At 63.1% G+C, this 12,784-nt stretch carries 12 protein-coding genes; 4 read left to right on the top strand and 8 right to left on the bottom strand.

Annotation, left to right across the window (positions count from 1 at the left end):
* Nucleotides 1-103: 103 nt before the first annotated feature.
* Both ASE63_RS19500 and ASE63_RS19495 read right to left on the bottom strand, forming a co-directional pair.
* Nucleotides 104-3,175: a CheR family methyltransferase gene (locus tag ASE63_RS19500; RefSeq protein WP_082610136.1), complete on the bottom strand. Its 3,072-nt coding sequence runs from the start codon at nucleotides 3,173-3,175 to the stop codon at nucleotides 104-106.
* A 274-nt stretch (nucleotides 3,176-3,449) separates the two neighbouring features.
* On the bottom strand, nucleotides 3,450-4,295 hold the full coding sequence (locus ASE63_RS19495; RefSeq protein ID WP_162261811.1) for an alpha/beta hydrolase: 846 nt from the start codon (nucleotides 4,293-4,295) through the stop codon (nucleotides 3,450-3,452).
* Between the two features lie 153 nt (nucleotides 4,296-4,448).
* Here ASE63_RS19495 and ASE63_RS19490 point away from each other — a divergent pair, with 153 nt between their 5' ends.
* Entirely contained in the window at nucleotides 4,449-4,862 is a 414-nt protein-coding gene (locus tag ASE63_RS19490; protein ID WP_056805174.1) for a DUF2177 family protein, read from the top strand.
* Between the two features lie 25 nt (nucleotides 4,863-4,887).
* Here the strand turns inward: ASE63_RS19490 and ASE63_RS19485 are convergent, their stop codons facing one another.
* From ASE63_RS19485 to ASE63_RS19460, 6 genes are all read right to left on the bottom strand, one after another.
* Nucleotides 4,888-5,901, bottom strand: a complete 1,014-nt coding sequence (locus tag ASE63_RS19485) for a cyclopropane-fatty-acyl-phospholipid synthase family protein (protein ID WP_156410486.1) — start codon at nucleotides 5,899-5,901, stop codon at nucleotides 4,888-4,890.
* A 5-nt stretch (nucleotides 5,902-5,906) separates the two neighbouring features.
* The gene (locus ASE63_RS19480; protein WP_082610135.1) at nucleotides 5,907-6,710 is read right to left on the bottom strand and encodes a DUF1295 domain-containing protein; all 804 of its coding nucleotides are present in this window, start codon (nucleotides 6,708-6,710) and stop codon (nucleotides 5,907-5,909) included.
* On the bottom strand, nucleotides 6,707-7,333 hold the full coding sequence (locus ASE63_RS26915; RefSeq protein ID WP_082610134.1) for a ChrR family anti-sigma-E factor: 627 nt from the start codon (nucleotides 7,331-7,333) through the stop codon (nucleotides 6,707-6,709). Before ASE63_RS26915 ends, ASE63_RS19480 begins: the two co-directional genes overlap by 4 nt.
* Nucleotides 7,330-7,950, bottom strand: a complete 621-nt coding sequence (locus tag ASE63_RS19470) for a sigma-70 family RNA polymerase sigma factor (protein WP_082610133.1) — start codon at nucleotides 7,948-7,950, stop codon at nucleotides 7,330-7,332. Before ASE63_RS19470 ends, ASE63_RS26915 begins: the two co-directional genes overlap by 4 nt.
* Before the next feature lie 67 nt (nucleotides 7,951-8,017).
* On the bottom strand, nucleotides 8,018-8,386 hold the full coding sequence (locus ASE63_RS19465; protein WP_056805196.1) for a DUF2147 domain-containing protein: 369 nt from the start codon (nucleotides 8,384-8,386) through the stop codon (nucleotides 8,018-8,020).
* A gap of 30 nt (nucleotides 8,387-8,416) precedes the next feature.
* Nucleotides 8,417-9,016 carry a hypothetical protein gene (locus ASE63_RS19460; RefSeq protein ID WP_056805165.1) on the bottom strand — a complete coding sequence of 200 codons (600 nt, stop codon included), beginning with the start codon at nucleotides 9,014-9,016 and terminating at the stop codon, nucleotides 8,417-8,419.
* 151 nt (nucleotides 9,017-9,167) lie between these two features.
* Here ASE63_RS19460 and ASE63_RS19455 point away from each other — a divergent pair, with 151 nt between their 5' ends.
* The 3 genes from ASE63_RS19455 to ASE63_RS19445 are packed head-to-tail and all read left to right on the top strand — an operon-like array spanning nucleotide 9,168 to nucleotide 12,537.
* The gene (locus tag ASE63_RS19455) at nucleotides 9,168-10,505 is read left to right on the top strand and encodes an NAD(P)/FAD-dependent oxidoreductase (protein ID WP_056805161.1); all 1,338 of its coding nucleotides are present in this window, start codon (nucleotides 9,168-9,170) and stop codon (nucleotides 10,503-10,505) included.
* Entirely contained in the window at nucleotides 10,502-11,305 is an 804-nt protein-coding gene (locus ASE63_RS19450; RefSeq protein ID WP_056805158.1) for a DUF1365 domain-containing protein, read from the top strand. The genes ASE63_RS19455 and ASE63_RS19450 overlap by 4 nt, the downstream gene beginning before the upstream one ends.
* A 29-nt stretch (nucleotides 11,306-11,334) precedes the next feature.
* Nucleotides 11,335-12,537 (top strand): cyclopropane-fatty-acyl-phospholipid synthase family protein, encoded by a 1,203-nt coding sequence (locus tag ASE63_RS19445; protein ID WP_056805188.1) that lies wholly within the window; start codon nucleotides 11,335-11,337, stop codon nucleotides 12,535-12,537.
* The last annotated feature ends 247 nt before the right edge of the window (nucleotides 12,538-12,784 follow it).

Here is a 12,784-nt window from a genome sequence, read left to right as displayed (position 1 = left end):
TACAAGCCGCCAGCACCGCCCGCCGTGCTCTGGCCGGCTGCACAAACCCAACCCACTTCGCGGGCCATCTCAACCGTGGCCGCCAAGCCCACCATGCATTAGATTAAAACCGGGCCACCTGATGGGGGCAGGCCATGCTGAGCGTTTGCGTCGCGATCGACTGAACCACCGTAAGAGAATTCTTTACGCGATGGCTCAGCTCGGCGATCAGCATTTCGCGATGTAGCTCAGCCTGCTTTCGCTCCGTCGTATCGTGGAGCGCCAGCAAAATGAGGTCAGGACGGTCGCCATGGCCCATGATGCGATGCGCATTCAGCTCCAGCGAGCGATAGCCGATCTGTGGAAACTCATGTTCCACCACGAAATTGGCAATCCAGCCTGCCGTCGGTAGCAAGTCCTCGAGCAGCTTGCGAAGTGCCGGAATGTCCCATTGGCCGTTGCCCAGCTCGTACACGAGCTGTCCCTCGGTCTCCTCCGCGTCGACCTGGAAATATTGGTAGAAGGCCGGATTGGCCGATTGAACGCGCAGTCGGCCATCCAGAACGATCATCGGGTCGTGGACCGTCCGTACGATCGCCTGCGCGTAGTCGCGCGCCTCCGCAATGCGAGCTTCCGACCGTTTTAGCTCGGTGACATCAACGAAACTCGCAACCGCACCGACAATGCGATTTTCGCGCGTGCGGTAAGGATGCACGCGAAGCGAATAGGCCCGGCCGTCATCGGCTCGAACCGTCTCCTCGGTCTTGGCGAGTTTTTCGATGGCTTCCCGCGCCTTCCCGACGAGATCGCCATCGACGAACTTCTGCGCGAGATTGGCGATTGGTCGGCCGATGTCGCTCTCGATCACGTCGAACAAGCGGCTCATTGCTGGCGTGAACCATTTGATCCGCGCATGTGTGTCGAGGAAGATCGTCGCGATATCGTTGCCCGACAACAGGTTGCGAAGATCATCGCCCGTCTCGTTGAGCTCGACCACCTTGTGCTCAAGTTCGGTATTGACCGCATTGAGCTCCTCGTTAAGCGACTGCAGCTCCTCTTTTGAGGATTCGAGTTCCTCATTGGTGGACTGAAGCTCTTCGTTGACGCTGGTCGCTTCCTCGTTCGCGGCCTTCAGCTCTTCATTCGCCGTTTCGTATTCCTCCACGATCGCCTGGAGTTCGTCACGCGCCTCCTTGAGCTCTTCGTCATAATCGCGCTCTTGATCATGTCGCGCCTTGTTCATCCGCGGCGCTGCAGGGCGGTTTTCAAGCCGCTTTCCAACTGGCGAGAAGCTGACCAGCATCAGCCCGTCGCCGTTGCGGCCGCCAAGCGGGCTGGCGGTAACCTCGACCCGACCAGACTTGGCGCGGGTCGCGACGGATTTCGCGGCCGCGTTCGTCTCCAGCGCCTGCTTCACCGTACGGCGTATCGCCAGCGCCAGTCCGTCACGCGCCATGGCCATCAAGTCGAGCGTCGGTGCACCAGGCGGCTGCGTCAGGTAATCCACGGTCGTTCCGTGAAAATGCTGGATCCGGTAATGCCGATCAATGACCACCGAGGCAGGACCGAAGCGGTCGGCAAGGGCCTGCACCGCGACCTCCGCGAGTTTGGGCTTGGTGCGCTCGCGTTCCGGCGATTGCACCGGCGGCCAGACCGGAAGATCGATGGCCTTGGGGCCGACGGTCCTTTGGTAGATGCGCCAGCGTTTCGACACGATCGAAAACAGATGATCGCGCTGGCCGACCGATTCAGCATTACCGAGAAACAAGAAGCCGCCCTCGCGAAGGGCGAAATGCGCAAGCGAGACGACGCGACTCTGCCCGTCGGCATCGAGATAGATGAGCAGGTTGCGACAGCTCACCAGATCCATCTTCGAGTATGGCGGGTCGGCTAGCAGATTCTGCGGCGCGAAGACGACGGTTTCGCGGATGTCACGCTTGATGCGATAGCTATCCCCTGCCTTCTCAAAGAAGCGATCGAGCCGTTCAGAGGAGAGACTTTCGACCATGCTGCCGGGATAAATGCCGCGGCGCGCGGCCGCGAGATTGTTGTCGGCAAGATCGGTGGCGAAAATCTTGAGCTGTAAGCCTTTCTCAGCCGTGCCGGCTCGCTCGGCGAGCAGCATCGCGATCGTATAGGCTTCCTCGCCCGTTGAGCAGGCGGGAACCCAGACGCGAATGACCTGGTCCGGCGCCGCCTGTTGGACAAGCGGCCCGATGACATCACGGTCGAGCGCATCCCACGCTTCGTGATCTCGAAAGAAGCCGGTGACGTTGATCATCATGTCGCGGACGAGCGCCTGCAGTTCGTGAGGATCGTCGCGAAGCCTGAGCAAATAGTCATCGAAGGATTCCAGCCCGGCCAGACCCATCCTTCGGTGTGTCCGCCGCATCAGCGTCGTGCGCTTGTACTGGCGAAAGTCGTAGCCGCTGCGCGCGCGGATGAGCGTCAGCACGTCGCCGAAGTGCGATTCAGATACGTTGGCGATGACGTTGGCGGCGTCACCTTCGATGTAGGGGTGGTGCACATAACGCAGCAGCGCTGCCGGCATTTCGGTGGGCGCGAGCACATAATCGACCGCGCCCGAGGCGATCGCATGCCGTGGCATACTATCGAACTTCGCGGTCTCGGGCGTTTGCGCAATGCACATGCCACCGCAAAGCTTGATGTCCTGGATGCCGGCTGAGCCATTGCAGCCGGCGCCGCTCAACACGATTGCGATCGCGCCTGTCTTCCGGTCGTTCGCCAACGCAGTGAAGAAATGGTCGATGGGATGGTGCCGGCCGCGCGCCTCGGCGGGCTCGCTGAGCCGCAGAACTCCGTCTTCGATCAAAAGTGTCTGCGCCGGGACGATTACATAGACATGGTTGGCCTGGACTGCCATCCCGTCCTCGACCTTGATGACAGGCATCTCCGTGTGTCTGCCGAGCAGCTCGGCGAGCAGGTTTTTTCGTGTCGGCTCGAGATGCTGAACAATCACGAACGCCATACCGCTATCGGGCGGCATCGCCTTCAGAAATTCAGTCGCGACCTCGAGCCCTCCGGCCGACATGCCGATACCGACGATTGGGAAAGGCCCGCCGTCGCTCTCATCGGGATTCGTATTGTCTGGATCGGCTGCGGCAGGACGCTGGTTGCTAGACCGCCGGCGTTTCTCCGGCGCTGCTTGTGAGGGAAGGGGAGGTGCTTTCGCCATCTCATTTTGCCATTTGAGAGGGCAAGCCCCAGGCAATTGGTCCGCACGTTCTATAACAGGGGGAATGAGGTGGAGAAAAGATGGTTCCGGCGCGCACCTCGGCGTTGCCGCGTCTATGATCCACCCTCTGCGAGAGGTCCGGTTTGATTGTTAGCGGACGGTTGGCCTCGGCACCATCGGTTCAAACCGAATACTGCAGCCGTCGGTTAAGCCCGCTGTTTGGCCCGCTGCTTTGACGCAGACATTCCGTTTCCACGCCAAACGGATCGTTGGATCAAGGTGCAGAATCCAAAAACGCGACGACATCATTCAGGATCGGCGCCCTCCATCTTAGGAGACTCGAGATCGAGGCAACCGTTCCGGCATGCCCAAGCCCGGGATAGATCTTGAGCGAAACCGATTTTGCGCCAGCTCTTTTCAGCGCTTCGGCGAGGCGCTCGCTGTTGCGCGGCAGGACCGTAGTATCGGCGGAACCCGTCGCCAGGAATATCGGCGGAGCATCGTTACGGGCGAAGTTGATCGGTTGCGTCTGCGCCGGGTCACGAGCGTTTCCGAACGCCGCCCTGGCGACGCCGATGTCGAACGGCAGGAAGTCATAAGGCCCGGACAGGCCGACAGCGGAACGGATATCGTTGGAACGCAGTCCGATGGCAGCAAGATAACGCCTGTCCAACGTCAGCATCATGGCGTTGTAGGCGCCGGCGGAATGCCCGATGAGGTTGAGCTGTCGTGGGGCGCCGCCAAAGCGGCTGATGTTGTCGCGCACGAAGCGGAGAGCCAATGCGCCATCCTCGATGAACACAGGGAACTGGACTTCCGGAACGAGACGATAATCCGCAATTACGGTGACAAAGCCGCGTGTGGCCAGCGCCTCTCCGACGAACCCGTAGGTCTCCTTGGCGCCGTTGGCCCAGGAGCCGCCATAAATGAAGAAGGCCACTGGTCTATCTCTGCCGCCGCCTGGCGGAACATAGATGTCCATCCGCTGCCGGGGATGTCGACCATAAGCGACATTGCGGGCGCCTTCGATCGGCATGCCGGAAAGTCGCGCAGCGCATCCGGGAAGTGCCCCGGCTGCGAGCAGCGGAACGATCGCTCGGCGGGAGATTTCGGTCTTCATGATCGCCATCGTCTCGAGGGGCATCGCGCTGTATACGCCCTGCTCGGCTCGATGGATCTGCGGTTCGGACGGCTCGAACGCCAGACGCTATAAGCGATACTGAACCAGCTTGGCACGCCCGGCGTATCAGCATGCACAGCCCTGGAGGTCGTCATGCGCTTCGTCACCGGCTACATCGCTTTCCTCGTCGCTTTCGGAATCTGCGACGCCATCTGGCTCGGCACGATGACGGCCAGGCTCTACCGGCCGGCGCTGGGCGACCTGATCGTCGAGCAGGTACGCATCTGGCCCGCGGCGCTGTTTTACTTCGGCTTCCCTCTCGGCGTGGTTCACTTCGCGCTCATGCCCGCTCTGAGAGACGGTAGCGCCACCGCCGCGCTGCTGAACGGAGCCCTGATTGGCCTGCTTGCCTATGCGACCTATGACCTGACGAACTATGCCACGCTGCGCCCCTGGACGCTGACGATCACGCTGGCGGACCTCGTCTACGGCACCGTCGTCGTCGGTTTTTGCAGTTGGATCGCCTATGTCGTGGTCCGGCGTGCCATCGAATGGGGCTGGGTCTGAGGACCGCGTTTCACCGGCCGGCCCGTCAGGCGGGGCGCAGGCGGTAGTGATTGACGCCCCAGGCGCCGCCCCCGGCATGGCCGAACAGCCCGCTCGTCGCGAGAAAGAACAGGCGCCACCGCCGGCGCCAGAGCGGTGCATCCTCGCCATAGACCTGGCGGAGGATCGGGTCGATCGCTCGCAGGTTGCGATCGAAATTCGTCAGCCAATCCTCGGCGGTGCGCAGATAGTGTTCGCCACTCCAGCGCCACTCTGCCTCGACTGCGAAGAGATCTGGGAACTGACGAGCCAGGTCCGTGCTCGGCATGATGCCGCCGGTGAAGAAATGCTGTGCGATCCAGTCTCCAGGATCGGCGGCGTCGAAGCGATAGCAGCCTTGCGTATGGGCAAAGACATGGATGAAGAGCCGGCCATCGTGCTTCAGCCAGCCATTGATACGGGCCAGGAGCGCGCGCCAGTTCGCCATATGCTCGAACATTTCCACCGAAACAACTCGGTCGAACTGCTCCGGCGTGGCGAAATCGTTCATGTCTGCGGTGACAACCCGTAGATTTTCCAATCCCTCGCGAGCAGCCTGCTCTTCGATGAACGCGCGCTGCGAGGCTGAGTTGGAGACCGAAACGATCCGGGACTTTGGATACTGCGCGGCCATCCACAGCGAGAGAGAGCCCCAGCCGCAGCCGAGTTCGAGGATGTCCTGCCCGTCGTCAAGGTCGGCATGCTCGGCAGTGAGCGCCAGCGCGGCATTCTCCGCAGTGGCGAGACTGTCTCCCGGATCGGTGTAGAAGCAGCAGGAGTACTTGCGTCGCGGGCCCAGGACGAGATCGAAGAAGGCGGCTGGAACCTCGTAATGCTGGGCGTTGGCCGCGTCGGTGTGCATCGCGATCGGAAGCGCCGCCATGTCGCGCGCAAAGCCGGCCGCATCGGCGGATTGTGCGGCGAGCGAACGGTCCGTGCGCCCCACCAGGGAGGCAATCGCCATGCGGCTGACCGCATCGGGCAGAGGCAGCGCCTCACCCCAGCTTGCGAGCTTCTGCATGATGGTCACGATGTCGCTCCTTTCGGCGGTAGCGGGAGCAGCGCGCTCGTTCGGGTCTGATAGTCTCGATAAGCGGCGCCGTGCTTGGCGAGCATGTGCGCCTCGAGGGGCGGGATGCCCGAGATGCGGGTGAGCAATAGCGTGATGCAAGCCGGCGCCAGCATGGCAAGCCAGCCCCATGGATAGGAGGCTCCAGCCGCGATCACCGCATAGGAGCACCAGAGCACGCATTCGAAGAAATAGTTGGGATGGCGCGACCAGGCCCACAAGCCTCGGTCGCAGACGCCCCCGCTGCCCGATCGGGCGAAGGCACGCAATTGCCCATCAGCGATTGCGCCGCCGGCAAGGCCAACGACGAAGAGGGCAATCCCGACAAAGTCCTGCCAGCCGAGTTCGTTTCCGGGCCGATGCGCCGCCAATATGACCCCGAGTGCCAGCGGCATGCTGGCGAGGGCCTGCATCTGGAGCAGCCGCGCCATCTGCCGCGGTGCATCGGCACCCCAGTCGCGCTTGAGTTTCGCGTAGCGCGGGTCTTCGTTGATCCCCTTCGTTCGATTGGCGATATGGAGGCCAAGCCGAAGCGCCCAGGCGAGCGCGAGGCCCGCCACAAGCAGCCGCCGTGACATTGGCCCCGCCCCGAAGGGCAGCAGCGCGCCGACGATCGCCGTCGCGCCTAGCCCAAAGGTCCAGACCACGTCGATCCAGCCCGAATTGCCGGTGCGACGCTCGATCAGGGTCGCGAGTGCCATGAAAGCCGCCATGGCGACGCCCGCGAAGACAACTGCGACCGCGAAGGACGCGACGGTCACAGCCGCACCAGCGGCTGCAGCAACCGGCCGAGCCAGCCCTGAAACAGGATGCTTCCCGTCACCGCGGCGATGCAGGTGCAGCCCTCGACCGCATCGACCAGCGGCGTGTGGTCGTGATCGGAATCGGCCTCGTCGAAATCACCGGCCGCATAGCGTCCGTATTGGTGCTCGTAGGCACCCGCAAGGATCGTCGTCCATTCGAGGCCGCTATGCTTGTGATGAGGCAATGCGATGCCCGGTCCGGCGCGCAACATGAAGACGCGCGCTTCCGCACCGGGAACCTCGACACGCCGCATCGCGATCCGAAGCCCGATGGGGCGCCATGGGCTGAGCGCATATGGGCTCAGCACCCTCGGCAACCCCGCTGCCGGCGCAGGAGGAACGGCGACGGGTCGCGCCGATGTCTGCGCGAACGTACCCGTATCCCGAGGCCCGGTCTCCATTGCCGCGGGCTCAGCATTATCGAGGAGCGCGCCTTGTACAGACTGAAGCTCGCGCAACCGCTGGCGGCTGCCGTGATCCGCCTCGATATGGCAGGCAACGACCAGTGCGAGACCTTCGTCGAGCTGCCCCGCAGCAAAGGCGGCAAGTGTTTCGTCGGATGGGCGATGCGACGTACTCATCGCAGATCCTCCAGCCGGCTGCGCAGATGCGACAGCGCCAGCCGCAGGCGCGACTTCACCGTGCCAAGCGGTATGGAGAGACTGCGGGCGACGTCCTGGTGGCTGAAGCCTTGCAGGAAGGCGAGTTCGACGACACGATACTGGTCGATCGAAAGCTGCGTCATCGCAGCGCGCACCCGTTCGTCACGCTCTGCACCCGAAAGCGTCGCATCGGGTTGTTCAGGGGTTTCTTCATCCAGAATCTCGTAAACTTGGGACAGCCGCGACCGTGTTTCCCGCCGGGCAATGTCGATGCGCAGATTGCGCGCGATAGTGGCTATCCAGGTCGATGCGTTCGCTTTCGTGGGGTCGAACAAGGCGGCCTTGCGCCAGACGGCCAGCAGCGTTTCCTGGGCGATCTCCTCGGCCAGCTCGGCCGGGGTTCCGCCGCGCATCAGCAACCCTTTCACGCGCGGCGCGAAATGGTCGAACAGCGCGGCAAATGCTTCCCGGTCGCCCGAGCGCGCGATTGCGGCAATCATTGCGTTGGGGTCGAACAAGACGACGAACAGACCTCCTGATGCTGCAGCTCTCGCTTCACGCATGCCTTCGACAGTCAGGGCGAGTGCGGCAACCATACGGCAGATACGTCGGCGTCGTCGCTTCGGATCATGGGCCGCTGAGACAACCCAACGTCGGCGGGCATCACTGTGCGGCCTTCCAGTTGACGTCGCGGCAAAGCAGGCCTCCCACGATGCAGCCGCGGGTGGTTAACGCGCCAGACCTGGCCGTGATCGTCATCGAAAACGTCTTATCGCGCTTGGGATCGAAGGCCGTCCCGGAGTAGGTTCCGTCGGCCTGGCGCGCTAATGTTAGAATGAGCTTGTCGCCAGCAGCTTCGCCCTTGCTGGTGTCGCCGATCCAGAGATTGGTAGCGCAGATTTTGTCGCCGCAAGGCGCGATGCGTACACGCGCATTGCCGTCGTCGCGCAGCCATGTGCCATCGATATCCGTAGCTGACGCGCTCGCAGTCCAAAACGAGGCAAAGGCGACAGCCCGCAGGAGACGGCTCATGGCGATGTCCTTTCGGTGATGACCTTGCATCTACGTTTCGCAGGCGCCGCCGGTTTCATCGGAGTGTGGAATCGTGTCGAGGCGCGCGGCGAACAGCCAGCCGATCAGCACGGTCAACGATGCCGCGCTCAGAAAATTCAGGCGCTGCAAGGCCAGGTATTCCTCCGGCTCGTAAATGTGCAGCGGTGGACCCAGTGTCTCGGCCGGCAGCAGATAGGCAGCGAACGTCATGCCTGCGAAGACGAGGGCAAAGCTGCGCTCGGAACGGCGAAACAGCAGCAGGGCGAGCACGAGGCAGGGAAACAGGAAGACTTCGACCCCCGATCCGGCACCGAAAGCGATGCGGCAGAGCAGCGTGTTGCCGATGCCGGCGCTCAGCAGCAGCGAACGCCCGAGACGCACGTTGCGCCGCATGACGGCCGGGACGGCAGCAAAAAGCGGCGTCGATAGGAACGTGACATAGGACGGCGAAATGACCGGCGAAACCGCCCAACAAAGATAGAGCGGATAGAAGGGCTGATTCGAAACGATGACAAGCGCGACGGTGTTGGCGATTGCCGCTCGCGGGTCGGGATGCGCGGCATAGGTCGCTATCGCCGCGACAGCCCGTTTCAGCCCGTTCACCGACATCGTTCGATCCTCGCGAAATTCTGTCTGCTTCTCCGCTTACGCAGGCGGCCTGCCTGCGGGTCACTCCGCCGGCCTATTTTTTGGCGAGCATGCTGCAAATCCAGTTCGGCTTGCGCTCCGTATATCGATCATGATCGATGGAGCTGCAGCAATGGAGCGGGCGCGGGGAAAGGCGATGAGGATCGCCGTGGTCGGCGCCGGCATTTCCGGCCTCTCGGCTGCCTGGATGCTTGGGCAAGCGCATGATGTCGTGCTGTTCGAGGCCGCCCCACGGATCGGCGGACACGCGAACACGGTTCGTCTCGACGGTGATGGCGCAGGCATAGCGGTCGACACCGGCTTCATCGTCTACAACGAAGCGACCTATCCGAACTTCATCGCGTTGATGGAGCATCTTGGCGTCGCGACGCAGCCGACCGAGATGTCCTTTGCCGTATCGCTTGATGGAGGACGTCTCGAGTACAGTGGCACCAGCGTCGCTGGGTTGTTTGCCCAGCGCAGCAATCTGGTCCGCCCGCGCTTCTGGGCGATGCTGCAGGACATCGCCCGGTTCTATCGGAACGCTTCGAACGATATCTTGACCGGCGACCCGGTCGACGTGTCGCTGGGTGACTACCTCGCAGCCGGCCGCTATGGCGCCGCATTCAGGGACGACCACCTGCTGCCGATGGCTGCGGCGATCTGGTCGGCGCCCTGTGCGGAAATCCTGTCCTACCCTGCAGCCGCATTCCTGCGGTTTCATCATAATCATGGGCTGCTCCAGCTCACCGATCGACCGGTCTGGCGTACCGTGACCGGCGGCAGTGCCGTCTATGTCCAGAGATTGCGCGACGCCTTTTCTGGTACGGTCAGGACCGACACGCCGGTGAGGCAGGTCAGCCGTGGGCCGAACGAGGTCGTGCTTCTGGGCGATGGCTGGAGCGAACGCTTCGACGAGGTCGTCTTCGCCACCCATGCCGACCAGACGCTGGCCATGCTGGCCGATCCCGCCACAGCGGAGTCTGAGGCGCTCGGCGCCTTCCGATACAGCCGCAACCGCGCGGTGCTGCATGGCGACGCATCCTTGATGCCTCGCCGCCGGCGAGCCTGGGCAAGCTGGAACCATATCGGAGATCGCAGCCGGCCCGAGGCCTCCTGCGCCGTCACCTACTGGATGAACCGCCTTCAGGCACTGCCGGCAGACCGACCACTCTTCGTGACGCTCAATCCGCCCGACATGCCGCGTGAGGACACCATCCTCCACGAGGAAACCTACGAGCATCCGTTATTCGATGCGGCGGCTCTCGGCGCGCAGGCGCGGCTCTGGTCGCTGCAAGGCGTGCGGCGCAGTTGGTTCTGCGGCGCGTATTTCGGCGCGGGCTTCCATGAGGACGGCCTGCAGGCCGGGCTCGCGGTCGCCGAAACGCTCGGCGGCATGCGCCGTCCCTGGCGCGTACAGGACGAGTCAGGGCGCATCCCAATCCCTGCGCGACAGGATCAGGCCGCATGAGCTGGCATTCTGCTCTTTACGTCGGACGGGTGCGGCACCACAGGTTCCGCCCGAAGCCGCATTCGCTGGCCTATCGCGTCTTCTGGATGCTGCTTGACCTCGACGAGATCGACGGCCTCGCCGCAACGCTTACCCTGTTCTCACGCAACCGCTTCAATCTCTACGCTTTTCGCGACGCGGATTATGGGGATCGCAGCGGCAGACCCTTGCGGCCGCAGATCGAGGCAGCCTTGACGGACGCCGGGATCGCGCATGATGGCGGCCCGATCAGGCTGCTGACCATGCCGCGCATCCTCGGATACGCCTTCAATCCGATCAGCACCTATTTCTGCTATCGCCGCGACGGCGGCCTCTGCGCCACCGTCTATGAGGTGCACAACACCTTCGGCGAGATCCACAGCTATGTCGCGCCCGCTGATGCCGCCGCAGCGCCGCTGCGGCAGGAGGCCCGCAAGCTCTTCCACGTCTCGCCCTTCATGGCGCTTCAGATGCGCTATTGCTTCCAGGTCGTGCATCCCGAAGAGCGTGTTTCGATCGCGATCGAAGGCTATGACGCCGCAGGACGCCTGATCGTCGCCAATATGAGCGGGAAACGGGCGGAGCTGAGTGATGCAGCCCTGCTGCGGCTGCTGGCGACCCATCCACTGCTCACGCTGAAGGTCACCGCCGCCATCCACTGGCACGCGCTGCGTTTGTTGGCGAAGCGCATTCCGTGGCGGACGCACCCCGCACCACCGGAACGTCCGTTCAGCCCGGGTAGTGCCGTCACGTCTCATGACACAGGATCGATGCAGCCATGAGCCGGCGCGAGACCGAACAGCAGCTCCAGATGGCCGAGCCCTCGCTTGCGCTGCCGCGTGGCATCGGTCTCTCGCGCTGGTTCTTGCGTCGCCTGCTCGCACGCATCGCCGTCGGCCATTTGACGATCGTCACGCCCGAAGGCAGGCGTCTCCATAGCGGGAGTTCCGCATCAGGTCCCCAGGCCACGCTGATCCTGAAGAACTGGCGGGCGATGCGCCGCCTTCTGCTCGAGGGCGATATCGGACTGGCCGAAGCCTACATCGCCGGCGATCTCGCCACGCCGGATCTCACAGCGCTAATCGAACTCGGCGCCCGTAACGACGCCACATTGCGCAGGCTGATCTCCGGCGCGTGGCCGGTGCGTATGCTCAATCGCCTCCGGCATGTGCTCAACGCCAATACCCGCGCGGGCAGTCGCCGCAACATCATGGCGCATTATGATCTCGGCAACGACTTCTACGGCCAGTGGCTCGACGACAGCATGATGTACTCCTCGGCCCTCTATGAAGCGCCGACGGAGACGCTCGAGGCAGCGCAGCAGCGTAGGCTCGACAGGATCGTTGCCATGCTTGGTCTGTCTGGCGGCGAGCATGTTCTCGAGATCGGCTGCGGCTGGGGTGCACTGGCCGAACGGCTGGCCCGCGAAGGCTGCCGCGTGACCGCAATCACTCTGTCGCCGGCACAGTTGGACGCGGCGCAGCGGCGCGTTGCCGAGGCCGGCCTCGGCGATCGCATCAGCCTGCATCTGCAGGATTATCGGGACATCTCTGGCCAGTTCGATCGCATCGTCTCGATCGAGATGATCGAGGCGGTCGGACGGGCGTACTGGCCGTCCTACTTCGCGACATTGCGCCGTTCGCTCCGGCCCGGCGGTCGGGCCGTGCTGCAGGCGATCACGATCGACCACAGGGCGTTTGAAGCCTATCGGCAAGGCACCGATTTCATCCAGCGCTACATCTTTCCCGGCGGCTGCCTGCCATCTATCCCGGCATTGGCGGACGAAACCGAAAGGGCAGGTTTTGCCGTGGTCGAGCAACTCGACTTTGGTGCGAGCTATGCTTTGACCCTGAAGGAGTGGCGTCGGCGCTTTCTGGAGCGCTGGTCCGATATCGCGCCACTCGGCTTCGACGAGCCGTTTCGCCGTATGTGGGATTTCTATCTCTGCTATTGCGAAGCAGGATTCCGCGCACGGACGATCGACGTCAGTATGATTTCATTTCAAGGCCGCTGAGCGTTGGCGGCCTGAGATCGTGACCTGAGACCCTGATCGTCCTCCAGATTTGATGGGAATCCGTCGTTCATGGAGACGGACGATGCGCCCCTCACGGTTCATGCACTATGGCGGGATGGACGTGTCGGACGCGCGCCTGCTGAAGAGCCTTGAGGATGAGAGCGCCCGCCTCAAGAAGCTGCTCCCGAAGGATGTCGCCGCGACGAGAAGCGACCGTAGGCAAGCATTTCCTAGAGGAAGGATGTCT

The organism is Allobosea sp. Root381 (assembly GCF_001429395.1).
GTDB lineage: Bacteria > Pseudomonadota > Alphaproteobacteria > Rhizobiales > Beijerinckiaceae > Allobosea.
Note: the sequence above shows the minus strand (reverse complement) of the source record. Positions and strands in the feature narration are given on the sequence as shown.

Excerpts from the sequence above, each read along its gene's own strand:
- ASE63_RS19495 (WP_162261811.1), bottom strand. The coding sequence starts at position 4,295 with ATGAAGACCGAAATCTCCCGCCGAGCGATCGTTCCGCTGCTCGCAGCC.
- ASE63_RS19485 (WP_156410486.1), bottom strand. The coding sequence starts at position 5,901 with ATGCAGAAGCTCGCAAGCTGGGGTGAGGCGCTGCCTCTGCCCGATGCG.
- ASE63_RS19470 (WP_082610133.1), bottom strand. The coding sequence starts at position 7,950 with ATGGTTGCCGCACTCGCCCTGACTGTCGAAGGCATGCGTGAAGCGAGA.
- ASE63_RS26915 (WP_082610134.1), bottom strand. The coding sequence starts at position 7,333 with ATGAGTACGTCGCATCGCCCATCCGACGAAACACTTGCCGCCTTTGCT.
- ASE63_RS19465 (WP_056805196.1), bottom strand. The coding sequence starts at position 8,386 with ATGAGCCGTCTCCTGCGGGCTGTCGCCTTTGCCTCGTTTTGGACTGCG.
- ASE63_RS19460 (WP_056805165.1), bottom strand. The coding sequence starts at position 9,016 with ATGTCGGTGAACGGGCTGAAACGGGCTGTCGCGGCGATAGCGACCTAT.
- ASE63_RS19455 (WP_056805161.1), top strand. The coding sequence starts at position 9,168 with ATGGAGCGGGCGCGGGGAAAGGCGATGAGGATCGCCGTGGTCGGCGCC.
- ASE63_RS19500 (WP_082610136.1), bottom strand. The coding sequence starts at position 3,175 with ATGGCGAAAGCACCTCCCCTTCCCTCACAAGCAGCGCCGGAGAAACGC.
- ASE63_RS19445 (WP_056805188.1), top strand. The coding sequence starts at position 11,335 with ATGGCCGAGCCCTCGCTTGCGCTGCCGCGTGGCATCGGTCTCTCGCGC.
- ASE63_RS19450 (WP_056805158.1), top strand. The coding sequence starts at position 10,502 with ATGAGCTGGCATTCTGCTCTTTACGTCGGACGGGTGCGGCACCACAGG.
- ASE63_RS19490 (WP_056805174.1), top strand. The coding sequence starts at position 4,449 with ATGCGCTTCGTCACCGGCTACATCGCTTTCCTCGTCGCTTTCGGAATC.